We start from the raw sequence: 23,422 nt of genomic DNA on the forward strand, positions 1-23,422 counted from the left end.
GCGTGAACGGCGCTCACTCCACCTCGGGGCGGAAGATGCGGTAGGCGCCCTGACCGGTCGCGACCTCCGTGGTCTCGCCGTCGGGGGTCGTGCTCTCGACGGTGATCTCGCTGACGCCGACGCTGCGGCCGACCCTGATCACGTCCGCCGTCGCCGACAGATCGCCCGTCGCGGGCCGGAGGTAGTTGACGTTCAGGTTGATCGTCGCGATCCGGGCCCCGAACGGCTCGTCCAGTTTCGTTCGGAGCACGAGACCGCCGGCCGTGTCGATCAGCGTCGCGGCGATGCCGCCGTGAATGTCGGCCCGCTCGTTCGGTTCGGTGTCCGGCCGCGTGTTGCTCAGCTTCTCGTCGTAGGGGAGCGAGAGCGTCATCGTTCCGTCGCCGACGTCGTCGACGCGCGTCCCGATCCACGAGAGGAACTCCTGATGTTCGTCGATGAAGTGCTGGATCATCCCCTCGAGATCGTCGAACTGCTCCATTATCGTCCGCATGTCGTCAGTCATGTACGCCCATGTCCCTCCGACGGCCTTTATGGCTGCGTTTCTCGCCGTCCGCGTTGTCGACAGTTGTTTCGCGTGGGGCCGACTCGAGGACGGCGACTCGGTCTCGTTCCGTCCTAGCCTGACGGGAACTGCTGACGGGACGCGTCGTCGACGCAAACTCAAAGAGCGACTTCCGCGGCCGAAGGTCGACCTCGCGTTCCCGACGTTCGGCATCGAGTCGAAGTTCAGCCTCGTCGAGACGATGCGGGAGTCGGGCATGGAGCGGGCCTTCGACGGCGCCAGTGCGGACTTCAGCGGGATGGTCGAGAGCGACGAATCGGACCTGTTCGTCGACGACGTCATCCACCAGAGCTTCGTCGAGGTCGACGAGGAGGGGACCGAGGCGGCGGCCGCGACGATCGTCGTCGTGGCCGACTCCGCCGTCCCGGACCGCGTCGAGCTGACCGTCGACCGACCGTTCCTCTTCTACGTCCGCGATCGGCCGACCGAGACGCCGCTGTTCGTCGGGCGCGTCGTCGACGGCGAGATGCTCCAGGACGCGTAGACCGTCCACCTGATTAGTGCGGTGGCGCGCGCCGAGCTGCGCCGAACGGACAGTGAGGCGCAGTTCGAAAGCGTGCGAGGGATGAGGGAGTATAACGAGCGAATCGGTTGGGGAGGGGGTGGCGATTCCGTGTTGCCACGAGAAGCAGACCGCTCCGTTCCGGTCTCTTTCCTTTCGAATTACCGCTATTCGATCCTGTACTCACCCGAGACAGCTCAATCACCGCCACTCGAGCGAACCCGCACCCGGACCCGTTGCCCGACCTCGAGCGCCCGATCGGGACAGATCAGCTTCGCCCCGAAGTCGGCGTCTCGAGCGCAGAACAGCGACAGGCCGGTGATCGGCTCGCCGTTCGCCGTGACGACCACGTCGTCCCAGGTGATCGTCCGGCCTCGAGCGACGCCGAGTCGGTCGCCGTTCAACGTAACGACGGACTCTACGTCCGGTTCCGACACGGCTAGCAGCCCGCCGCCGTCGTAGTGGGGCAGTCCACCGTCGAGCACGCCACCGTCGGATCGTCGCTCCGACGAGGATCGCCTCCCCCCGCTCGGCTCACCCCCGCCGTCGGAGCGAACGCCGACGAACGCCTCGCCCGGCGCCGGATGCGTCGGCGCGTCGAGGACGGCGTACGTCTCGCCGGTCGAAACGACGGTTCCGGTGCCGTCCCACTCGAGCGGCCGGAGGTCGACACCGATCTCGAGCGGGAGCGATCCCGACGCCCGGTGGGGATTCTGGTCCGGCCGGCGCAGGCCGAGATGGAGGTGGTTGTCGACCCACGGCGCGAAAAAGCCCGCGCGGACGAGTTCGCCCAGCGAGTCGCCGCGCTCGATCCGATCGCCGGCCTCGACGGCGGGTTCGACGTGGAGGATTCGGGCCGTCAGCCCCTCGAGGTCCCCCGGTCCGTCGCAGTCGATCAGTATCAGGTGGTCGTGCTCGGGCGCGTAGGGTTTCGGCGGCGCTCTCACGTCGCGGGTCTCGCGGACGGTCCCCGAAACCGGGCTCGGAGCGGCGCTCGTCCGCCCGTCGCGGAGCGTGCCGGGGTACAGATCGACGGCACAGCCCTCGTCGTGGGCCGGATACGGCGAGTTGTACAGTGAGAAACGCTGGTACCGCGTCAACAGTTCCTCGGGGAGCGTCACGGCCATCGCTTGTCGACTCCGTCTGCGCGGCGAGACCGTTTAGGTCCGTCGGGTCCAATCCCGACGCGACACACGATGCGAGTTTTTCGCGGCCGCGCGGCGACGATCGAGACCGACCGCGAGGCCAGCCGACGGCTCCTCTCGACGGCCGCCGACGGCGAGCCCGCAGTGCGCGTCTGGACGCCCCACAGACAGGTCGCCTTCGGCCGCCGGGACCGGCGACTCGAGGGGTTCGGTCGCGCCCGCGAGCGCGCTCGAGAGCGCGGGTTCCCGCCGGTCGAGCGCGACGTCGGCGGCCGGGCGGTGGCCTACGACGGCGCGACGACGCTCGCCTTCGCCCGCGCGGAGCCTGTCGCGGACTTCCGTCGGGGGACCGACGATCGATACGAACGCGCGACGGCCGCTGTCGCGGACGCGCTCCGGTCGCTCGAGGGCGGCCTCGAGCCGAGTCGCGGCGAGCCAGACGACTCCTTCTGTCCCGGAACGCACTCGCTGTCGCTGGCGGCCAGCGACGTCGAAGCGGGTGGAAACGGGCGCCACCGCAAGGTCGTCGGCATCGCTCAGCGCGTCCGGCAGGACGCCGCCGTCGTCGCCGGGATCGTTCTCGTCGCGAACCGAGATCAGCTCGCGGCCGTCCTCGAGGCGGTCTACGGTGCGCTCGAGGTGCCGTTCGATCCCGGCACGGTCGGGTCCGTCTCGTCGGCGGGCGGCCCGTCGGACCCCGCCGTCGTCCGCGAGGCGCTCGAGGACGCGCTCGTCGGTGACGAGACCGACGTGACGGTCGCGTCGGTCGCGACGGGCGAGTGACGAGTGACCAGAAGACAACGTTTTTCCCCTCGCTGACCACCGACTCGAGTATGGAGACGCGAGCGCGACCGCGGACGGAGGGGGATCGATGACGACGACCGATCCCGCGCGGTGGACGGAACTCCTCGAGGACGCGGTGGCTATCGCCGAGGAGTATCAGGACAACGGCTGGGATGCGATCGTGTTGGAACCCGACGCCGTCACGCCGGTCGACCGCGAGGAGCGAACCGGCTTCGACGTCCGCGTCTCGGCGGACGAGTACGACCTCGTAGCGGAGTTGATCGACTGCGGCGACGTCACCGTCACCGCCGCCGACGTTTACTACCGGCCGCCCGAGGACGGCGACGAACGGCGAATCGCTCTCGTCGTCGAGCGCGACGAGGACACCGATACGGCCGTCTTCCTCCCGCTGACGTACGATCTCGGCGAGTCACGGTCGGTCTTCGAGACGGCACTGGCGGACGGAGAGTTGCTGCTCCACGTGACGACGGCCGACACCGCGACCGACGGCTGGGTCAGCTTTTCGCACGGAGATCCGTCGCTGTTCCTGGAGGAATCGGACGTCCGGAGCTGGGACTGATAAAACGGAGCGCTGCGCTCGACCGGCGATGACGCCGACGAGCCGATACGTTTCAGGAGTCGATACGTCTCAGGAGCCGATACGGGTCAACACTGATCGAACTCGAGTTTCCCGTTGAGCGCCATCGAGTGGTCGTCGTAGTAGGCGTAGAGGTTTTGCGGAGCGGTGTACCGTCCGCCGTAGTGCCCGACGGGGCCGGTCGTGTCGATGATGTTGTCGTCGAGGTCCTCCGTGAACCGAATGTCCTTGCGCTCGAAAATGAGGTCGTCGTCGAGCCAGTATCGAACGATCCCGTCGCGGTTCGCCTCGCCGTCGGTGATCGTGTTCACACGCACGTAGTATTCAAACTCGTACCACGCGCCGGGTTCGATTTCCGGCGACCCGACCGCGTATTCCTCGCCGTCGATGAGATAATCGTGGTCACCGACACCCCCCATGTGGTAGGTGTTCGAGAGGAGGTGGAACGGTCCCTCCGGGTCGCCGTCTCTGGTGGTCACGTACATCCGATTGCTCCAGCCGTTGGTGCCGTCGGGGGTACCGCCGCCGGCACTCCCTTCGCCCCTCGCGATCGCGCAGTTCCAGAGGCGACAGTTCGTCGGCGCGTCGCGTCCGGTCATCGCCCAGTCGGAGTTCAGTGCGAAGCTGACGCGTCCGTTGAGTTCGAACAGCCCGTCGTCGAAGTCGTAGTGGGTACTCAGGCCCCAGTGGTCGTCTTCGCGGACGCGCAACTGTAGTGCGCTCTCCCCGGACGCCGTCGGGCTCGAGACGAGCGTGAGATTGTCGGGATCACCGTTCGACATCCGATAGATATCCTCCCAGCGATCGTAGTCGTCGTAATCGAGGTGGACGATGTTGTCCGGTCGATCGCAAGCCGCTGCCGAATCGGTTCCAAGCCCGGCGACACCAAGCAGACTGCCCGCGCCGAAGAGCCCGCCCATCTGGAGCGTCCGACGTCTAGTCACGCTGGCGCCCGTCGTTTTCTCACTCGATTCGGTTCCGTCGTCGTCTCCCGCTCGGTTCTCTGCGTCGGTAGTATTCGTTGCCATCCGGATTGGTGTTGCAGTACAATGGCTAATTGTATCGAATTCTCTACCCAGAATAAGGGCGTAACCATATTAGAATACTAACAATTGATGTGTACAAAACTATCGTATCGGTGAGAATATTCGGGATCGCTCGGCCAACGGGTTCGCTCGAGCGCTACGGCGCGACGCTAGCCGGAATCTGTCCGCCGCTCGGCCGGGAAACGAGTCGGATCTCGGGCGGTACGGCTCTCAGAACGTGTCACGAGAACGGGGGTCTTACTGGGACACATAAGGCGTTTGCTTGCGAATAACAGCGGTCAGGCGCTCCGTTATTACGCGAAGACGGAACGTGAACGACGGCGTTACTCCTCGTCCTCTCGCTCTCGCAACTCCTCGCTCGCCTCGCGAACCTCGCGCATCACGCTCGAGATGCGCTCCTCGGCCTCGAGTTCCTCTTCGACGGAGAGGTCGACGCCCTCGACCTCGAGCAGGAACTTGGCGACTTCGGTCGACTCGTACATGACGTCGTCGAGCTCCTCGGCGGTGAAGAAGTCGCACATCGCGCCGTAGAGGAAGGTCGCACCGGCCTTGCGGACCTTCTCCTCGAAGGATGCCCGGGCCTGATTGACCGCTTGCGGGGTGTAGGTGTCGGTCATGAACGGCACCAGTTCCGGCAGGTTCTCGCCGATCTTCGTCATCTCGACGCCGGTCTCGGTCCGGAAGTCGGAACAGAGGCGGGCGATGGCCCACTCGCGGGCGGTGACGTAGGTCCGATCCCGGAGGAACTCGTTGACCCGGTCGTACTGCGCGCCGTCCATCTTCGTAAAGCGGGCGTACTTCCGTACGTCCTCCGGCACGTCGTTCTCCTGGGGATCGGGATCCGGAACGTTCGGCATCGGCCCGTCGCCGTCCGCGTCGTCGCTCGCGTCGGGGTCGGCGTCCGCTTCGGAGGGCGATTCGTCGTCGGCAGCGAACCGGGAAGCGTCCAGTCCGTCCTCGTCCATGGCCGCGTATTACCAGCAATCCGAGATAAGCGTTCGGAAGGGTGCTCTCGAGTCGTCGGCGACGGTCGCGGTCCGGACGACCTGACTCCCGTCGAATCGCGCGGCCGGTGGTGCAGTCGTGTTCCGATAGACGAGACGTCAACGCTCGGTCCCAGTATCCGATATCGACCGGAAAGTCGGGATACGGGCCTCGAGCGTCGCGTAAACGGTTCGAACGTGTACGGGAGTTCGACCGGATTTAAGTCCGTGAGGAATGTTCGGTAGTACATGTCACAGACGCCAGTCGTGGTCGAGGCAGTACGGACCCCGCAGGGGAAAGAGGACGGCGTGTTCGCGGACGTCCGCAGCGAGGCGCTCTCGGTGCCGCTGATCGACGAGATCCTGGCCGAGACCGGGCTCTCCGGCGACGAGATCGACGATCTGATGTGGGGCTGTGCCCAGCAGCGCGGCGAGCAGGACAACAACCTCGCCCGCGTCATCGCTCTCCTGTCGGAACTCGGGGAGAACGTGCCCGCGACGACGATCAACCGCTGGTGTGCCTCCTCGATGCAGTCGGTCATCTCCGCCTCCGACGCCATCGCGGCCGGCAATCGCGACGCCATCATCGCCGGCGGCGTCGAGAGCATGAGCCGCGTCCCGATGGGCGGCGGCTTCGAGCACATCAACCCGAAACTGGCGGAGCTGTACGACCTCGGCGACCTCCAGATGGGGATGACCGCCGAGAAGGTCGCCGAGGAGTACGGCATCTCCCGCGAGGAACAGGACGAGTACGCCGCTCGCAGCCAGCAAAACGCCGCCGAGACGACCGAGTCGGGCCGCTTCGACGACGAGATCGTCCCGATCGAGACCGAGGACGGCACCGTCAGCGAGGACGAGGGCATCCGCCCCGGCACGACCGAGGAGAAGCTGGCCGAACTGCCGACCGTCTTCAAGGACGACGGCACCGTCACGCCCGGCAACGCCTCCCAGATCTCCGACGGCGCCTCCGCCCTGCTGATCACCAGTGAGGCCTTCGCCGAGGAGCACGACCTCGAGATCCTGGCCGAGGTCGGCCAGAACAACGTCGCCGGCGTCGACCCGACCGTCATGGGGATCGGTCCGGTGCCCGCGACGCGGGGCCTGCTCGAGCGCAACGGCCGCGACATCGACGAGTACGACCTCGTGGAACTCAACGAGGCCTTCGCCAGCCAGTCGCTGTACTCCCGCGACGAGCTCGGTATCGACCCCGAGATCTTCAACGTCAACGGCGGCGCCATCGCGCTCGGCCACCCGCTCGGCGCCTCCGGTGCGCGCCTCCCCGTCACGCTGATCAACGAACTCCGGAAGCGCGGCGGCGGCCTCGGGCTGGCGACGCTCTGCGTCGGCTTCGGGCAGGGTGCGGCGATCGAGTTCGAGGTCAACTAACGCGTCACCCGTCGGCCGAGTCGGTCAGCTCAGATTCTGCAGTTCTTTGCGAACGGACCAGCTGACGAGTAGCGAGAGCAATCGACGTGGTGGTGGCGCGCGCTGACGGTGCGCCTGAGTACTGCGAAGGCGCGCCGGTGAATGCGTGCGAGGGATGAGTGAGCGACCAGCGGGAGCGAGCGAATCGGCTGGGGAGGACGTGGCGATCCCCGTTGCCACGGTAGCAGAGAGACTACCTCTTCATCACCACTCGGAACGCTCGAAGTCGAACAGATAGCACCGCCAGCGCGCTCGAGTCCGCGCCATCGGAGCGATTGTTGTCACGAACGACCGACGAAGAGAAACGACTCGCACCCGCCGTATGACCGTGTATTTAGATAGCTCGAGACCGTCGACACGAGTATGAGCGCGCCCTTGCTGGCGGTGATCGTGGGGATTCCCCTCGCCTGGCACCTCGGGCTCACCGCGGTCGCCTACTGGGACGCCGGTCGGGTCGGTCTCGAACCGCCGACGAAGTGGGCGGCGATCACGTTCTGTATCCCGCTGTTCGGCTTCTTCATCTATCTCTTCGAGCGCAGCGAGCTCTCCTACGAACCGGACGACGACCCCTACCGCGGGAACAACTTCAACATCCACCCCTCGAGGGCCGACGACGCGCCGCTGCCCTCCCGCGGGGACGACCGGCTGTCGGTCGACGAGGACGACTGGGACGAGACCGACACCGCAGACGAGCTTCGAGACCGGGCAGAACCTCGAGACCGGGCGGAACGACGGGGCGAAGACCACGATCGCGACGATCGCTAACGGTTCGACGCCCGCTGGCGCTTAAAATAACGGGACAGGTGCAGACGAACGGTCATCTCGTCGCGGTCGAAGGAACGACTGTCCCGCGGATACCATCGATTGCCTCTCACTCTCCGTGTCCGCGGGATCCTCCTCCCTCTCCACGGTTTTCGCGGCTGTCGAACGACGATGCGCTCGAGCAGTCGCTCTCGAGCGAGGCCAGCCTCTCGAGAAAATCATCGGTTCGAAAGAGCCGCAGCCTCGCGTCCGTCGCCGAACGGGCCGATTCGAAACGCCGCCACCCGACGACGGGTTCACGTCACCGAACGGACTCCCTGTGGCCGTTCAGTCGTCTGCCGGCGCCGCGCCGAAGTCGGCGTCCTCGAAGCGCTCGGCGGGCACCGTCCCGTCGGCCTCCCAGCCGCGCTCGTCGTAGTACTCCGCGAGGCCCGCCTCGAAGTCCGGAATCTCGTAGGGCAGGGTGTCGTCGCTCCGGTCGAAGCCGCGCTGGTTGTTGAAGTGGCGCTCGAGGGAGACGACGGTGCCGCCCAACTCGAGCAGGGCCTCGTAGTCGGCGTCCAGCAGCGTCTCCATGCGCTCCTCGGTGATGAAGTCCCGCGAGAACTTACAGAGGACGGCGCTGTCCTTGATGGCGTTGATGTTCTCGTGTTCGACGATCGCCGGCGGCTTGCCCTCCAGGCCCGCCTTGTCGAAGGCGTCCTCGGCGTCGACGAGCGGGTACTCGTAGGGATAGAACTCGGCGTACATGTGGTCGGCGCCGCGGTTAGAGGTGGCGAAGGACAGCCCCTGTCCGTTCAGGGTACGGCCGTCGTGGGCGGGAAACTCCATCCCCTTGACGGTCCAGTTCTCGACGCCGAGGTCGTCGTGGAAGCGGTCGATCCCCTCGGCGAGCCGGTCGCCGACGCCCTCGCGGTAGGCGATCTGCTCGACGAGGTCGTGGATCAGGTCGACGTTGCCGAACTCGTCCTCGCTGGCGAGGTAGGCCGCGACGGCGTCGCCGGCCGAAATGGTGTCGAGGCCGAGTTCGTCGCAGATCTGGTTCGACTTCATCACGTCGACGATATCGTCGACGCCGGAGTTCGGGCCGAACGCCATCAGCGTCTCGAACTCCGGCCCCTCGGTTTCGACGCCGGACTCCTCGTCCCGCGTCGGTAGCTTACAGGCGAAGGCGCAGGCCGAACAGGTGCCCTTCTTGTACTTCTTCTCGGCGACGCGGTCGCCGTTGACGCCGTCGATCCCCTCGAAGGAGAGCTCCGAGAAGTAGTAGCTGGGCAGCGCCTCGACCATGTTGGCGTACTCCGTGACGGAGGTCGTCCCCGACTCCTTCATCGGGTGGTCGGCCTGGGCGGCCTCGCCGTGGATCTCCATCTGGACCGGCGGAATCTCGACCTCGCGGGTCGAGTCGCCGTCGAAGGTGATCGCCTTGACGTTCTTCGCGCCCAGGACGGCGCCCAGTCCGCCGCGGCCGAAGGCGCGTTCCTCCGAGGTCATCATCGAAGCGAAGCGAACCCCGTTCTCGCCCGCGGGCCCGATGACGACCGTGTGCTCGGACTCGAGGCCGTGTTCCGACTCGATATAGTCACAGGTCTCCGGGACGGTCGCCTGCTCGAGGTCCGGCACCGGTTCGAACTCCGCCCCGTCGTCGGTGACGTGAACGATGACGAGCTCGTCGCTCGCGCCGGTGACCTCGACGGCGCTGTAGCCCGTTCCGATGAAGTTCCGCGAGAGGAAGCCGCCGGCGTTCGAGGAGAGCAGGCCGTCCGTCAGCGGCGAGACGCCCGTCGCCGACATCCGGCCGGTGAAGCTCATGGTCGAGTGCTGGAGCGGGCCGGTGGCGAAGAACAGGCGATTGTCGGCCCCCAGCGGATCGACGTCGAACGGGATCCGATCGTGGGCGAGCTTCGTTCCGAGCGCACGCCCGCCGAGGAACGACTCGAGGACGTCGTCGATCGCCTCGGTCTCGACCGTTCGCTCCCCGACGTCGATCGTACACAGCGGTCCCTGGACGTGTTTCATGAACTGTAATGACAGAGCCGACCGCAAAAATGCTACCGGTTCGGGTGACGGAAGCGGTCGCTCGCCTGCGCTCACCGCGGACGCACGGACGTTTGCGAGTCGACCGACACGCGGTGGCGCCGGCCTCGATTCGCCCGCCGATCGCCGTCCGAGCGAGCCGCCATCGGTCGGCGCGTTTTTACGGTCGTGGCGTCCCTGATCAGGTATGTCCGGCTCGGAATCCGCGGTGCCGCCCGACGAGGAGACGCTCGAGGAGCTCTACGACCAACTCGAGGCCCTCGAGGAGACCGTCGACACGGCCGACGAGCGAACCGAGGTGCGCCGGGCGCGCAGGCTCGTCAACCGACTTTCGCACAACGCCATGGTCGGCAGAGTGATCACGCGGTTCACCCGCAAGGACAAGGCCGAGGCGTTCGTCGGCAGCGTGGTGATCGGACTGCCGATGCTCGTCGAGGACGGCGTCTTCGAAATCGGCCGGTTCCTCGCGGCACACCCGCCGCTCTTCGCCGTGAACATAGCGATGGCGGTCGCGCTGGTCGTCGGCATCCTCTACGTCGCCGACTTCCGAGAGATCCAGATCCACAATCCCTACTTCGGCGTGATTCCGCGCCGTCCCGTCTGGGTGTGTGGAATCGCCTTCGCGACCGCGGCCGTCCTGATGACGCTCTGGGGACGGATCGCGTGGGACGAACCCTGGGTGAACGTCTGTCAGGTATCGGTCGTCTTCACCGCAATGGCGCTGGGCGGTTCGCTGGGTGACATCCTGCCCGGCGAGACGTGAGCGAGCGCGAGATCGTTCTCAGTTTACTCACAGTCGTTCCGGCTTGGCTAGCAGGAGGAGGAGTACGGTTCCGCTCTTCAGCAGACGTCACGAAACACGTGGCACGTCTAGCCGGTTGATCTATTCAATCCGCACCAGATGATCGCTGGTGGATGAATGGAGGTCGCGATACAGTACCGGACAGTGCTTAACTACGATCGGTACGAAATCTCACCTATGAATGACGATCCGAACGAACCGACTCCACCAGAGGGGTTACCCGAACGACTCGTTTCGGACTTGAACGGACTCACCGCCGAGGAACTCCACAAGGCGATCATTCACGCGCAGGAACTCCTCAATTTTCGAAACGAGGGTCCGTCCGCGATCGATCCGCAGCCCGGTGATGACATCATTCGAGTCACCGAATACGACGGATATACCGAAGTGGTGAAACAGGTGTACTGCGGCGAGAACTGCGACGACTGCCCGCACGGTCCGTACCTCTACCGCGTTACGCGGGAACGCCATCCCGATGGCACGACATCGGCGTACTGGAGATTCATTGGGGACGTTCGACTTGACGACGAGTGACGCAGGGACGGTCGATCGAACGCCGGACGACCAATCCGCCGAATCGTTATAGTGGCGGACTCCCTCGCGTCTCGTATGAGCAACGCGAGCGACTCCACTCGGAGTGATCTCCTCGATCACGTCCTCGTTCCGGTCGCACACGAGGACGACGCCCTGAAGACAGCGAGAGCGCTCGAGCCGTACGATCCCGACCGTGTGACGGCACTCCACGTCGTCGAAAAGGGAGGTGGAGTGCCGGACAAAACGCCCGTCGAGCAATCCGAGGAGTTGGCCGCGGAGTCGTACGCCGCCGTCCGGCAGGTGTTTCCCGACGCCGACACCCACACTGCGTACGCTCGCGACGTCGTCGGAGCGATCTTCGAGGCTGCCAACGACGTCAACGCGAGCGCCATCGCGTACCGTTCCCGCGGTGGTAACCGGATCATGCAGTTTCTCTCGGGCGATCTATCGCTCAAACTCGTTACTCAGGCAGATCGGCCCGTCATCGCCCTTCCACGAACAGATACGAACGACTGACATCCTCCTACGGCTAAAGCCGTGGGGTTCCCCCACTGGGGGTTGCACCCACGGAAACGGAGAGGTTCGCAGGTTCGTCGTCACGCTGGACGATGACCTGCGTTTCGGGCTGTGCCAGTACAGCCCCCGCCTCGGACAGCGGTTTCGAGAACTTGCCCAAGGCTCGTTTGCCGATATTGAGCGCACCGTTCTTGTCCGCATTCTCGTCCAGCCCACATTCAGGACACTCGAAGCGTCCCTGCGTCTCTCTGACGCCCTCGCAGGCACATCGATTGCACGTCTTCGACGTGTCGTACTCCTCGACCAACTGTACATCGACGCCCGAGTCGTGGGCTTTGTACTCGATGTAGTTGAGCAGGCGGGCGAACGGCATCTTGTGGGTCTTGTCGTTGACGTACCGCCCCTTGTCGTTGTCCTTACGAATCCCGCTGAGGTCGCCCACGACGATGATCGCATTCCGTTCTTCGGCATCCTCTACGATTTGGCGAGCAATCTTGTGGAGGCGGTCGTCTACCTTCCGCGCTTCGGCGTCACCGATACGCTCCACGACCTGCTGGCCCTGTCGGGGTTTCGCCTTCCCGATGGACTTCCGGAGTTGCTTGTAGTGTTCGCGGATACGACGCACTTCCTCGCCATAGAAGGAGGTCTTACGGTCGGAGAGGAACGCGCAGGTGGCGACCCAGCGTGCGCCCATGTCGATAGCCAGTACGTCGTCGTACTCGTCTTGGACGGTCACAGACCGCTTGACGACGAGATGGACGTACCAGTCACCGTCACGACGCACCAGTTCGCTGTCTCGAACGTCGCCCTCGCGGATGAGTTGTTCGTCCTTCCGAGGGATGTGGGCGGGACACCAGATGGAGTTGCCCCGTCCCCGTTTGGGGTCGTAGACAGGGACTTTGACCCACCACGACGAGAGAACGGTGTCCTCGTCGTGGGCTACATCGAACACGTCGTTGCGGAGGACGACAGGTTGTTCGGTGTCGGGGTTCGGGTCTTTCTGCCGTTGTACCTTCGACGCCTGCTGGTCGGTCGCGGAGTAGAGGTCGGCGTCTCCGCCGTGAACAGCCGTCTGGAACGCCTCGTACTCACGGCTGAGCAGGTCGGCTTTCCTGTTGGTCAGCGAGTGGAGTTTGACCTGCACCGTGGTTGAGACGTTCTGTTGCATGACTACTCACCTGCTTGGGCGTCGATGTACTCCTCGATTACCTCGCTGGATACGTCGCCCGCGCTTGAAACGAAGTATGAGCGCGCCCACAGCGACGGCAAGCCGAAATCGAACTCGTCGCGGAGATGGCGAGAGGAGTAGCCCTTGCCCTGTTGCATGATTTTGTTCGGGGCGAGTGTCGGGTCGCCCGTGATGAACAGGTGTACGTGGTCGGGGCGAATCGCCAACTCCAAGATTTCGAGCTCGAGTTCGTCAGCTTTCATCTCGATGAGTGCTTCGAGACGGTCGCGTACCTCGCCCTCAAGCAACGATTTGCGGTATTTTGGACACCAGATGAAGTGGTATTGGAGTTTGTGAACGGTGGTACGTTCCCTGTCGAACCCCGAGGCATCGTCAGTATATAGAAACTTCTCACCTAAGGGTATTATGCAAATATCCAACCCCAGCTGTGGCTACGAACGTGGCCAGCCGTGGCTACGGGCGTGGATAGATTCCCAGTTGTCGGCTTCATCCCACCCCTAAAGTGTGGGCTTTCGCCTCGCTACCGCTGTAACGCTACGCGATCGGAGACGCCAGGTCTCTCCTGAATTGCTCGTGAGAAACGAGCAACATTCGTAGAGAGCGATCTCTCGTGATTCGCAGATGGGGCACTCGCCACCGTCACTGTCGAGTTTCGCACCGCAATCTCGGCACTCGTACAGCTCTGTTTTGCTGTACGAGTTTCGCCGGTGTTAGATAAATACATCCCTACTCAATTGGTATATGAATACATATAATTACTCAAGTGACTTATCCGAGAAACGTTCCGAAGCCAGAGACTGTGTTAATCGGTGTCTACTTCGATCGAGATGCTCTCGAGCGGATTTCCCGACCTGTCCGAACGTGATCGCGCCGTTTCATACGCGGATGCGCTCACCGAACTAGCCGATTCAGTTTCGGAGTCTATTTTGAATAACGGGATCGGAGTACCGACTGCGACTAGACGACAGCAAGTCCCCTTAGTCCGACCGCAGCAGTTCCGGTTCGTCGTCCGGCAGGTGCATCTCGTCGTCGAGGACGACCTCGAGGCGGTCGTCCTCGAGCAGGCGATCGATCTGGTCGTGGGTGAACCGGCCGTCGCAGTCCGACCCGACGAAGGTCACGAACCGGTCGGTGCGTTCGACGACGGTCGCCAGCGAGTCGCCGGTGCGGTAGTGATAGCGGACGGTCGTCCCGGGGAAGAGGGCAGTCGCGGTCGTCCGAAACGACGACCGGCGGGGAGCGATCATGTCGGCGGCCACTCAGCGGACCCAATAAAGCGGCGGGGCGAACGAGTGCAGCCATTATAGCGCGTCGGCGAGCGACGACGCGAGCGGAACCGATACGCCGACGGTCGCCGACGGGACTCGAAGGCCTCGCTGTCGTCCGCGCTCTCATCGCAACCCGTGAACGGGACGGGGCGCGGCCATCGGAGAGACCAACGCTTAATGGGGCGGCCACGGACCTTCAGACAGATGCTGGGCCAGGACTCGGCCATCGACGTCTACAGGCAGGCGCTGCCGATCATTCTCGTCAGCCTCGTTGCGGGACTGTTCTCCGGCACGCTGCTGGGTACCGAGACCATGCGCGAGGGGATCGAGAGCGTCCCCGGAATCCTGCTGTTGCTGCCGGCCTTTCTCGCGACGCGGGGCGGCGTCTACGGCTCGCTCGGCGCGCGCCTCTCGAGCGGCCTCCATCAGGGGCTGATCGATCCCCACTTCGAGTGGAACGACCGGCTGCGCAACGCCGTCGTCGCCTCCTTTTGTAACGGGATGATCGTCTCCGTGTTCATCGCGGTGTTGAGCTGGGGCGTCTCGCTCGCGCTGGGACGGGAGGCGAATCTGCTCGAGTTGCTCATCGTCCTGATCGTCGCCGCCGTGCTCTCCGCGTTCGCGATGCTGGGCGTGTTGCTGACGGTGATCTTCAAGGGCTACCGCCGCGGCCTCGATCCGGACAACGTCATCGGGCCGGTCGTGACGACCGTCGGCGACGTCTTCGGCGTCGCCTTCCTGCTGATCGGCATCTGGGTCGCGGGGGTGGTGCTGTGAGCGCCGGCGGCGACGAACCGGAGGAGGAACTCCCGCAGGAGGGCCTCCCGAACGAGTGGACTATCACCGGAATCGTCTCGACGCTCGTCCCGCTGCTGATCGGGCTGTCGATCCTGCAGATGGTCTCGGGGACCGTCCTCGAGTCGTTCGAGGAGCAGTTGCTGTCGTACCCGTCGCTGCTCGTCCTCGTTCCGGTGATGATCGGCACGGCGGGCAACCTGGGCTCGATCATGTGCGCGCGGCTGTCGACCCAGTTACACCTCGGGACCCTCGAGTTTTCGCCGACCAACCCCGACATCCGGGCGAACGTCGGCGCCGTGATCGGGCTGGCGGCGACCGTCTTCGTCCTGCTGGGGTTCGCCTCGTGGGGGATCGGCCGAGCCCTCGGCGGGAGCCTCGGACTCGGAACGCTGCTGGTGATTACGATCGTCAGCGGGATGCTGCTGGCGATCTGGGTCGTTCTCGTCAGTACCGTTTCGGTCTACCTCTCCTACCGGCTCGGCTACGATCCCGACGACACGACGATCCCCGTCGTCACGAACGTCTGCGACATCACGGGCGTGCTCATCCTCTTCGGCGTCGTCGCGGTCGTGCTCTGACCGCCGCGATCCGCTACCGGAGTCGGCGGACGATCGCTGGACGGCCGGCTACACCGGCTCGCCGTACCGCTCGATCGCCTCGCTGACCGCCTCGCTGCGACCGATGAGCGTGATGTGGTCGCCCCGCTGCAACTCGACGTCGGGCGTGGGCACCTCGCTGGTGCCGTTCCGGCTCACGAGCGCGATGAGGACGCCGTTGGGGAGGTCGCCGCCGATGTCGACGATCTGCTTGCCGACGAGGGCGTCGTCGGTGATTTCGATCTCCTGGACGTCGCCGGAGCGGCCGAGTTCGGACATCCAGTTCGAGAGCGCCGGCCGTTCGATCTGGTTGTCGATCGCCCACGCGGTCGACTCGGCCGCCGAGATGGTCTCGACGCCGAGGTCCTCGAACGCCGACGCGTTCGACGGGTTGTTCGCTCGAGCGATCACGTTCTCGACGTCGAAGTTCGACTTCGCGAGCTGTGCCACGAGCAGGTTCGCGTCGTCGTCGCCGGTCGCCGCGACGACGGTCTTGGCGTTCTCGGCGCCCGCCTCGCGTAACACGTCCACGTCGGTCCCGTCACCCCGGCGGGCGGTGAACCCCTCGTTGCGAAGGGCCTCGAGGGTAGCGAGGTCCTCCTCGATGATGACCACGTTTTCGCCGCGCGCTTCGAGTCGTTCTGCCAGCGAGCGACCGACGCGGCCGCCGCCGATGATGAGTACACGCATTGGTATCACGTCGAGTTTCTCCGCGATCTGTCTGGCGAATCCGCCTTCGAGGACGACCGTCACGAGGATAACGAGAAAGACCGTCCCGACGAGCAGGTCCGCGCTGGCCTGATTCCCCTCGTTCTGCAGTCGGATGGCGAACAGGGTCGCGACCGACGCCGGGATGATTCCCCGCGGGCCGACGAAGCTCATGAACAGCATCTCCCGAACCGTGAATCGGTCGCCCCGCGTCGAGAGAAAGACCAGTAGCGGTCGCAAGACGAACATCACGACCGCGACGACGGCGAGGCCGCCGAGGCCGAGCGCGAACAGCTGGTCGAAGTTGAGCAGCGCCGCGAGCGTAATGAAGACGAACGAGAGAACGAGCAGGGTGATATCGCCCTTGAACGCCTCGATCTCCTTCTCGTAGGGGAGGTTCGCGTTGCCGAGGATCAGCCCGGCCGTCGCGGCGGCCGCGACGCCCGCCTCGTGGAAGATGGAATCGGCGACGCCGAAGGCGATGATCGCTCCCGCCAGGGTGAGCAACCGCGCGTTCCGCGGTGCGTCGTCGGGCGAGATGTCGACGTACTGGAGCACCGCCCAGATGACCGCGGCGACGACGAGACCGACGAGCAGCCCCGTCCCGAGCCGTTCGGCGAACAGCTGGAGGTAGTTGAGCGACTCTCCGTCGACGACCATCGCCTCGAACAGCACGATCGCGAGGATCGCCGCCGTCACGTCGTTGACGATCCCCTCCGTCTCGAGGGCCGCCGCGACCCGGTCGCGGACGGGAACGACCTTCAGAATCGGCGTGATGACCGTCGGCCCCGTCGCGACGAGGAGCGCGCCGATCAACAGCGAGATGTCCCAGTTCGCGTCGAGGAAGAACCGAACCGAGGCGGCGGTCCCCAGCAGCGCGATCGCTGCTCCGATCGTCGTCAGCCGCAGGACGGCCGACGGCGCTTCCCTGATCTTGTCGATCTTGAGGTGGAAGGCGCCCTCGAAGACGATGATCGCGACCGAGAGCCCGACGATGGTGGAGAGCGCGGGACCGAACGTTTCCTGAGTGACGAACGGGTCCATCGTCGCGATCCACCCGGGGACGTCGCCGGGACCGACGATCGCCTCCGCGGCGGTCGGGAGCCATTTCCCGATCCCTTCCGGACCCAGGAGGACGCCCGCCGTGAGCAGGAAGATGATGCTCGGAACCCGAAAGCGCGCCGAAAGGAGCTGTGAGAAAACGCCGAGGCCGACGATTGCGGCGACCAGTATGAGCAGATTGCCGCCCGTTTCGATACTCGTCATAGTTGTGCCCGTCACCAGTTGGCACGACGATACTGCAAACACGTCCATTCGTATTGAAAAAATCAGCCCACCCGGTTAACTCCTGTGAGAAACGCGCGCGAGTGGTCGAGTCGTCTCGAGCCGTCGGGGCCGACCGGAACCCGCGAGGGAGCGCGACGACCGCCGTCGCGACGGGAGCGATCAGTCGTCCGCGTAGATCCGGTCGACGCGGTCCTCGAACTGCTCGAGGATGACGCGGCGCTTCTTCTTCATCGTCGGCGTCAGCATGTCGTTCTCCTCGGTGAACTCCTGTGGGACGAGTTCGAACCGCTTGATCGTCTCGTGTTTCTCGAAGTTCCGGTTGACGCGGTTGACCTCCGCCTGAATGTGCTCGCGGACGCGCTCGTCGTCGCACATCGCCTCGGGATCGTCGGGGAGGTCGATCCCCTCTTCCGTGGCCCATTCGCGAATGTGGGCCGTGTTGGGCACGAGCAGGGCGCCGATAAATTTCTCGCCGTCGCCGACGACCATCGCCTGCTCGACGACCTCGCTGGCCGCGAAGGCGTCCTCGATCGGCCCCGGCGCGACGTTCTTCCCCGTCGAGAGCACGATGATCTGCTTGAGCCGGTCGCGGAACTCGAGGTAGCCGTCGGGCCGGCGGTGGACGATGTCGCCGGTGCGGAACCACCGTTTTCCGTCGTCGTCCTCCGTGAACGCGCCCTGGGTCGCGCCGGGCTTGTCCCAGTAGCCCTCGGTGACGCTCGGTCCCGCGACGAGGAGTTCGCCGACGTCGCCGGGATCACCGTCGAACGCCTCCTGATCGGCGACGGTCTCGTCGATCTCGAGTTCGACGTTGGACAGGGGCGGGCCGATGGTGCCGATCTCCGCGGCGTCCGGGGGATTCGTCGAGACGACCGGTGAGGTCTCGGTCAGTCCGTACCCTTCGAAGATGGGCAGCCCCATGGCGTGATAGAGCCGACAGAGCTCCGGCGAGAGGCTGCCGCCGCCGCTGATCAGCAGTTCGATGTTGCCGCCCAGCGCCTCGCGGACCGTCGAGAAGACGAGTCTGTCGGCGAGCGCCCGTTTGGCGTTCAGGATCGGCCCGGGCGAGTCCGCCCGCTGGTACTCGACGCCGACGTCGGTCGCCCACTCGAAGATCCGCTGTTTCGCGCCGGACTCGCTGGCCTGCTCGCGGATCCCATCGTAGATCTTCTCGTAGACGCGGGGGACGCTCGTGGCCGTCGTCGGCCCGACGATACTGAAGTCCTCCTGGAGCGTGTCCGGACTCTCCGCGTAGGCGACGCAGGCGCCGCTGGCGAACAGCACGAAGTGGCCGGCCGTCCGCTCGAAGACGTGGGCCAGCGGCAGGTACGACATCGCCAGCGACTCCTCGTCTAACGTCGGTACGTCGTCGTCCCGATCCGGTCGGCTCGCGAGCCGCTTGCGGATGCCGTTGACGTTCGATCGGAAGTTCCAGTGGGAGAGCTGGACGCCCTTCGGCTGGCCGGTCGTCCCGCTGGTGTAGATGAGACTCGCCAGATCGTCCAGTTCGACCGCCTCGAGCCGGTCCTCGTAGGCCTCGAGGTCGAAGGTCTCCGCGCCGCGGTCGTAGACCTCGTCTAGGGTGTAGACGTCGTCGCGGTCGTCGTACCCCTCGATCTCGTCGATCGAGACGATGAACTCGAGATCGAGTTCGTCCTCGACCTCGAGGACCGTCTCGAGGAGATCGCCGTTCTCGACGACGACGGCGTCGGCGTCGGGATCGTCGAGCAGGTACTCGACCTGACTCGGCGACGAACCCGTGTAGACGGTGGTGACGACGGCACCCGTACTGAGCAGGGCGAAGTCACACTGGGCCCACTCCATCCGGGTGTTCGCGAACAGGCCCACGCGGTCGCCGGACTCGACGCCGAGGTCGTGAAAGCCCGCCGAGAGCTTGCGCACGATATCGCGCATCTCGGCGTAGGAGAGCGGACGGAACTCGCCGGGAGTCGCGGCCGAGATCACCGAATCGGTCAGCGACCGGTCGTAGATGCCGCCCTTGTACCGCTGGGCCGGACGGTTCGAGTTTCGCTCGGCCGACCGTTCGAACATCCGTCCGAGCGTCGTCTCCCGGATCGTCTCGTCCTCGTACTCTCGTTCCGCGTCCCGCCAGTCCATATACGCGTGACAGTACCTCCCGAGCGATAAAACGTGCTGAAACTGCGGTCAGTCACCCCGCGGCGCGTCCCGATCGCCGAATCGGTTCGAGCGGGACTGTACGGCCCGATCGATCGCCAGTGGGAGAAACTCACAACGGGTTGCATCGCTCTTCGGTGCGCTCCCGTCGGTGCGCCCGAGTCCGCCCGAGGAGTCGAGGACCGAGCGCGAAGTCGAGCGGACCCCGATCGAGTCGGCTCAGTCGCGCTCGTCGAGGTAGCCGAGGACGCCCCGCGCGTTCATCGCGGCCTCGGCGCCGGCCTTGCGCTCCCCCCAGACGTCGGCCATCGCCTCGGAGTCGGCGAAGTGGTCGATCACGGCCGCGTCGTCCCCGAGTTCCGCGCGTATTTCCGCGACGGTCTCGACCCACTCCTCGAGGACGGTCGCGTACGCCTCGAGCGCCGCCGCGGCGTCGTCGCCGACCTCGCGGGGCCCGAAGTGCGTGTAGAGCAGGACGTCCGGATCGATCGATTTGAGGGTCTCGACGTCCTCGAGGCACTGCTCTAGGTGGAAGTCGGACGGCGGCGAGGTCTCGCGGATCTCCTCGGTCTCGGGGACCCAGATGCCCGCGGCGTCGCCCGTGAAGACGGCGTCGTTCGCGGGGTCCTCGAAGACGACCTGGTGGAAGGCGTGGCCCGGCGCCTCGTGGACGCGCAGTTCGTGAGCGCCGAGATCGACGGTGTCGCCGTCTTCGATCTCGACGATGCGCTCTTCCGGGATCGGTTCCGGTTCGACGTAGTACTCCCACTGGTCGCCGACGGCGGCTTTCGTCCCCTCGACCAGCCGCGTCGGATCGACGAGCAGTCCCGCGCCCGGCGACGGGACGTAGACGTCCGCGTTCGGACACGCCTCGGCGAGGTAGCCCGCGCCGCCGGCGTGATCGAGGTGGATGTGCGTGACCGCGACGGCCGCGAGCTCCTCGCGGTCGATGTCGAGTTCGGCGAGCGCCTCGAGGATCAGTTCGTGGTTCGTTCCGAGCCCGGTCTCGACGACGGCGGGCCGCTCGTCGTCGACGATGTAGACGGCGCCGTACTCCGGGGTATCGTACATTCCCGTGTCGAGATAGTAACAGTCCGTGCAGTCGCCGGCCGTCACCTCGTGAACCGCACCGGTCTCCGTGGCCATACAGGTACCCCGTCAGCGCCGGAGATAAAAGCTGGCACCGTCTCCGCGAACGACCGGCGACGGTGAGGAACGCGGGACTGCCGGCGGGGACCGTCGCCGCGAGGCGGCGACCGGGGTTCCGGACGGACCGATCGCCGAGTCGTTACAAACTTCACATCGGGCTGAGTTGGCTACCGCAGATGCCGTCACCGTCCGCGACAGGATCGTCGGTGAGGAGAGCATGAGCGGTGCGCCGAGACGCCGACGGACGGAACGGACGACGCGGCTACACCCGTGGACGGTCTGCGCGTTCGGTCTCCTGTCGGCCGGGTTTTTCGTCGCGTGGTGTCTCCGATTCCGATCACTGCTCACCGCGACGGCCGTCGTCATCGGTTTCTGTACGGTCGCCGTCCCCGCGCTCGCGCTCGTCTGGGCCGGCGTTCGGCTCGACCGGAGCGATATCGGCGGCGACCGATACGAACGGATCGTCCGGTGGAGTTCCGGCGGCGCGATCGTCTTTCTGGCGGTCAACGCCCTCGTGATGGCCTTCTTTCCCTGGTACAGCTTCGCCGGCAACGTCGCCTGGGCGCACTTCTCGCTGAACGTCGGTGCCGCGGGCGGGTTTCTCGTCGGCTACCTCGAAGCGCGGGCGATCCAGCGCGAGGTCGTGGCGACGGCCGCGGTCGTCCGCGCCGAGCAACTCGAGGAGGACCGCGAACTCCTCGCGTATCTCAGCGATCTACTGCGCCACGAGGTCCTCAACAGCACCCAGATCATCGGCGGCCACGCGACGTTGCTCCTCGAGGACGCCGACGACTCGACGCGGGCGTCCCTCGAGACGATCGACCGCGAGAGCGAGGAACTGACCGCGGTGATCGACGATATCCGCGCGATGTTGAACGCGACGCGGACGTCGACGGGCCGGGCCGTCGTCGCGCTCGACGACGTCCTGTCCGACGAGGTGACGGAACTGGAACGGCAGTTCGACGACGTCGAGATCGAGGTCGAACTCGAGGCGACGGTTCCGGACGACGTCCGCGTCGTGGGCAACGAGGGAATCAGGTGGATCTTCGCGAACGTCCTCGAGAACGCCGTCGAACACAACGACAGCGAACCGGCCCGCGTCGAGGTGGCGGTCGCTGCGACGGACGAAACCGTGACCGTCCGCATCGCGGACAACGGGCCCGGAATTCCGACGCCCGTCCGAGAGACGCTGTTCGAACGGCGATCCGATAACCACGGACTGGGGCTGTACCTCGTCCGGATTCTGGCGACGCGATACGGCGGGCGCGTCGATCTCGCGGAGACCGGGCCCGAGGGGAGCGTCTTCACCGTGACGCTGCCACGGGCCGACGCCGAGCGAGCGGCCGAGGCCGCAGATCGGAGGCGGCGTCGGACCGGTTCGAACCCGCCGGCGGCGGCCGTCGAATCGCGGTTGACAGCCGCCGCTGGAACGGCGCCCGCCGCTGGCGGGAAGCGAGAACGGAAGCCAGCGGCGGAGACGGGCTCGAATAATCGGACAGCGGGAGAGACGAACTCGAGCGATCGGGACCCGGCCGACACGGATCCGAACGACCGGGATGATATCGAATCGGAACCGACGGATTCTACGACGAAACCGCCCTGAGGCCGGCCGTCACCGCTCGTCGAGACACTCCTTCCACTCGCCGATCCCCGACGGATCGAGGTGGACGTGGGCGTCTCCGACGTCCTCGAGGCCGCGCACCCGATCGACCAGGTCCGACTCGACGTCGTGGGCCTTCCGGAACGGCATGTCGCCGTCGACCTCGACGTGGACCTCGACCTCGAGGACGGTGCCGTCGTAGAAGACGGTCAGATCGTGGACGCCCTCGACGTCGGGGTGGCTGCGGAGGGCGTCGACGATTTCCGTCCGCTTCTCCGGGCTCGCCGCGGCGCCGATGAGGTAGTCGACGTTCTCGCGGCCGATCTCGACGCCCTGGTAGACGACCAGCAGGCTGACGAAGCCGCCGGCGATCGGATCGAGCAGCGGCTGGCCCAGCAGGACGCCGACGACGCCGACGACGGCGGCGAAGGAGGTGTAGATGTCGTTGAGACAGTCGACCGCCAGCGCCTTGAGTGCGGTCGAGTTCAGCGCCTCGTTGATCACCGTCGTGTACCGGTAGACGAGGTACATATCGACGATCGAGAACGCGAGCGCGGCGAGCAGGAGCGGGCTGAACTCGACCTCGACGCCGTAGAGGATCCCCTGGGCGGACTCGTAGAGCAGGTTCAGACCGAGCAACGCGATGACCGCACCGACGAACAGCGCCGTCAGGGGTTCGATCCGGTCGTGACCGTGCGGGTGAGTGTCGTCGGGTTCGGCGTAGGAACTGCGGCCCCAGACGAGCACGACGAGGCTCGCGATCAGATCGGCGATCGAGTGGGCCGCGTCGGCCAGCAGGGCGACGCTACCGAAGAGCAGCCCCGCGGCCCCCTCGACGACGATCTTCACCGCGTTCCCGAGGACGTTGACTACCGCCGCTCGCGTGAAGCCCCGTCGCCCGCTCCCGGCACCGTCGGTGGCCATGGCTCGGTCTAGAGCCAGTCTAACCTTGGCTCTTTTCCTTCCGTCGGTGGGACCGACGCGCCCCCGGTC

The 23,422-nt window shown here is 65.6% G+C and carries 23 protein-coding genes; 11 read left to right on the top strand and 12 right to left on the bottom strand.

From position 1 onward, the window contains the following. Nucleotides 1-13 precede the first annotated feature (13 nt). Nucleotides 14-505 (bottom strand): PaaI family thioesterase, encoded by a 492-nt coding sequence (locus WD430_RS05565; protein ID WP_339105028.1) that lies wholly within the window; start codon nucleotides 503-505, stop codon nucleotides 14-16. 28 nt (nucleotides 506-533) lie between these two features. On the opposite strand from WD430_RS05565, the gene WD430_RS05570 reads away from it, so the two are divergent. Further along, entirely contained in the window at nucleotides 534-1,049 is a 516-nt protein-coding gene (locus WD430_RS05570) for a serpin family protein (protein ID WP_339105029.1), read from the top strand. 215 nt (nucleotides 1,050-1,264) lie between these two features. Here WD430_RS05570 and WD430_RS05575 read toward each other — a convergent pair whose 3' ends face one another. Further along, nucleotides 1,265-2,194 (bottom strand): hypothetical protein, encoded by a 930-nt coding sequence (locus WD430_RS05575; protein ID WP_339105030.1) that lies wholly within the window; start codon nucleotides 2,192-2,194, stop codon nucleotides 1,265-1,267. A 69-nt stretch (nucleotides 2,195-2,263) separates the two neighbouring features. On the opposite strand from WD430_RS05575, the gene WD430_RS05580 reads away from it, so the two are divergent. Beyond that, a complete protein-coding gene (locus WD430_RS05580) occupies nucleotides 2,264-2,995 on the top strand; it encodes a lipoyl protein ligase domain-containing protein (protein WP_339105031.1) in 732 nt (243 codons plus the stop codon). A gap of 88 nt (nucleotides 2,996-3,083) precedes the next feature. Next, nucleotides 3,084-3,575 carry a hypothetical protein gene (locus WD430_RS05585; RefSeq protein ID WP_339105032.1) on the top strand — a complete coding sequence of 164 codons (492 nt, stop codon included), beginning with the start codon at nucleotides 3,084-3,086 and terminating at the stop codon, nucleotides 3,573-3,575. Nucleotides 3,576-3,661: 86 nt separating this feature from the next. Here the strand turns inward: WD430_RS05585 and WD430_RS05590 are convergent, their stop codons facing one another. Both WD430_RS05590 and WD430_RS05595 read right to left on the bottom strand, forming a co-directional pair. Continuing rightward, entirely contained in the window at nucleotides 3,662-4,621 is a 960-nt protein-coding gene (locus tag WD430_RS05590) for a hypothetical protein (protein ID WP_339105033.1), read from the bottom strand. 341 nt (nucleotides 4,622-4,962) lie between these two features. After that, a complete protein-coding gene (locus WD430_RS05595; RefSeq protein ID WP_339105034.1) occupies nucleotides 4,963-5,604 on the bottom strand; it encodes a DUF5806 family protein in 642 nt (213 codons plus the stop codon). Nucleotides 5,605-5,871: 267 nt separating this feature from the next. On the opposite strand from WD430_RS05595, the gene WD430_RS05600 reads away from it, so the two are divergent. Then, a complete protein-coding gene (locus tag WD430_RS05600; protein WP_339105035.1) occupies nucleotides 5,872-7,008 on the top strand; it encodes a thiolase family protein in 1,137 nt (378 codons plus the stop codon). A gap of 402 nt (nucleotides 7,009-7,410) precedes the next feature. Continuing rightward, the gene (locus tag WD430_RS05605; protein WP_339105036.1) at nucleotides 7,411-7,812 is read left to right on the top strand and encodes a hypothetical protein; all 402 of its coding nucleotides are present in this window, start codon (nucleotides 7,411-7,413) and stop codon (nucleotides 7,810-7,812) included. Nucleotides 7,813-8,136: 324 nt separating this feature from the next. Here WD430_RS05605 and WD430_RS05610 read toward each other — a convergent pair whose 3' ends face one another. Further along, on the bottom strand, nucleotides 8,137-9,828 hold the full coding sequence (locus tag WD430_RS05610) for an aldehyde ferredoxin oxidoreductase C-terminal domain-containing protein (protein ID WP_339105037.1): 1,692 nt from the start codon (nucleotides 9,826-9,828) through the stop codon (nucleotides 8,137-8,139). Nucleotides 9,829-10,033: 205 nt separating this feature from the next. Here WD430_RS05610 and WD430_RS05615 point away from each other — a divergent pair, with 205 nt between their 5' ends. The 3 genes from WD430_RS05615 to WD430_RS05625 all read left to right on the top strand — a co-directional run bounded on the left by WD430_RS05615 (nucleotide 10,034) and on the right by WD430_RS05625 (nucleotide 11,698). Further along, a complete protein-coding gene (locus tag WD430_RS05615) occupies nucleotides 10,034-10,609 on the top strand; it encodes a DUF2391 family protein (protein ID WP_339105038.1) in 576 nt (191 codons plus the stop codon). A gap of 216 nt (nucleotides 10,610-10,825) precedes the next feature. Then, a complete protein-coding gene (locus tag WD430_RS05620; RefSeq protein WP_345786462.1) occupies nucleotides 10,826-11,182 on the top strand; it encodes a hypothetical protein in 357 nt (118 codons plus the stop codon). A gap of 75 nt (nucleotides 11,183-11,257) precedes the next feature. Next, entirely contained in the window at nucleotides 11,258-11,698 is a 441-nt protein-coding gene (locus WD430_RS05625) for a universal stress protein (RefSeq protein ID WP_339105040.1), read from the top strand. 13 nt (nucleotides 11,699-11,711) lie between these two features. Here the strand turns inward: WD430_RS05625 and WD430_RS05630 are convergent, their stop codons facing one another. The 3 genes from WD430_RS05630 to WD430_RS05640 all read right to left on the bottom strand — a co-directional run bounded on the left by WD430_RS05630 (nucleotide 11,712) and on the right by WD430_RS05640 (nucleotide 14,134). Further along, entirely contained in the window at nucleotides 11,712-12,866 is a 1,155-nt protein-coding gene (locus tag WD430_RS05630) for a transposase (RefSeq protein ID WP_339105041.1), read from the bottom strand. Between the two features lie 2 nt (nucleotides 12,867-12,868). Further along, entirely contained in the window at nucleotides 12,869-13,291 is a 423-nt protein-coding gene (gene tnpA, locus WD430_RS05635; RefSeq protein WP_339105796.1) for an IS200/IS605 family transposase, read from the bottom strand. Between the two features lie 573 nt (nucleotides 13,292-13,864). Further along, nucleotides 13,865-14,134, bottom strand: a complete 270-nt coding sequence (locus tag WD430_RS05640) for a hypothetical protein (RefSeq protein WP_339105042.1) — start codon at nucleotides 14,132-14,134, stop codon at nucleotides 13,865-13,867. 225 nt (nucleotides 14,135-14,359) lie between these two features. On the opposite strand from WD430_RS05640, the gene WD430_RS05645 reads away from it, so the two are divergent. Both WD430_RS05645 and WD430_RS05650 read left to right on the top strand, forming a co-directional pair. Next, nucleotides 14,360-14,932: a magnesium transporter gene (locus tag WD430_RS05645; protein ID WP_339105043.1), complete on the top strand. Its 573-nt coding sequence runs from the start codon at nucleotides 14,360-14,362 to the stop codon at nucleotides 14,930-14,932. Next, entirely contained in the window at nucleotides 14,929-15,531 is a 603-nt protein-coding gene (locus WD430_RS05650; protein WP_339105044.1) for a magnesium transporter, read from the top strand. Before WD430_RS05645 ends, WD430_RS05650 begins: the two co-directional genes overlap by 4 nt. Before the next feature lie 48 nt (nucleotides 15,532-15,579). Here the strand turns inward: WD430_RS05650 and WD430_RS05655 are convergent, their stop codons facing one another. The 3 genes from WD430_RS05655 to WD430_RS05665 all read right to left on the bottom strand — a co-directional run bounded on the left by WD430_RS05655 (nucleotide 15,580) and on the right by WD430_RS05665 (nucleotide 20,826). After that, nucleotides 15,580-17,523 (bottom strand): cation:proton antiporter, encoded by a 1,944-nt coding sequence (locus tag WD430_RS05655; RefSeq protein WP_339105045.1) that lies wholly within the window; start codon nucleotides 17,521-17,523, stop codon nucleotides 15,580-15,582. 180 nt (nucleotides 17,524-17,703) lie between these two features. Then, nucleotides 17,704-19,662: a long-chain fatty acid--CoA ligase gene (locus tag WD430_RS05660; protein ID WP_339105046.1), complete on the bottom strand. Its 1,959-nt coding sequence runs from the start codon at nucleotides 19,660-19,662 to the stop codon at nucleotides 17,704-17,706. A gap of 237 nt (nucleotides 19,663-19,899) precedes the next feature. Continuing rightward, nucleotides 19,900-20,826 (bottom strand): MBL fold metallo-hydrolase, encoded by a 927-nt coding sequence (locus WD430_RS05665; RefSeq protein WP_339105047.1) that lies wholly within the window; start codon nucleotides 20,824-20,826, stop codon nucleotides 19,900-19,902. 166 nt (nucleotides 20,827-20,992) lie between these two features. Between WD430_RS05665 and WD430_RS05670 the strand changes: the two genes are divergently transcribed. After that, the gene (locus tag WD430_RS05670; protein WP_339105048.1) at nucleotides 20,993-22,432 is read left to right on the top strand and encodes a HAMP domain-containing sensor histidine kinase; all 1,440 of its coding nucleotides are present in this window, start codon (nucleotides 20,993-20,995) and stop codon (nucleotides 22,430-22,432) included. Between the two features lie 9 nt (nucleotides 22,433-22,441). On the opposite strand, the gene WD430_RS05675 is transcribed toward WD430_RS05670, so the two are convergent. After that, the gene (locus tag WD430_RS05675; protein ID WP_339105049.1) at nucleotides 22,442-23,353 is read right to left on the bottom strand and encodes a cation diffusion facilitator family transporter; all 912 of its coding nucleotides are present in this window, start codon (nucleotides 23,351-23,353) and stop codon (nucleotides 22,442-22,444) included. Between the last annotated feature and the right edge of the window lie 69 nt (nucleotides 23,354-23,422).

It is taken from the genome of Haloterrigena sp. KLK7 (assembly GCF_037914945.1).
Taxonomy (GTDB): Archaea; Halobacteriota; Halobacteria; order Halobacteriales; family Natrialbaceae; genus Haloterrigena; species Haloterrigena salinisoli.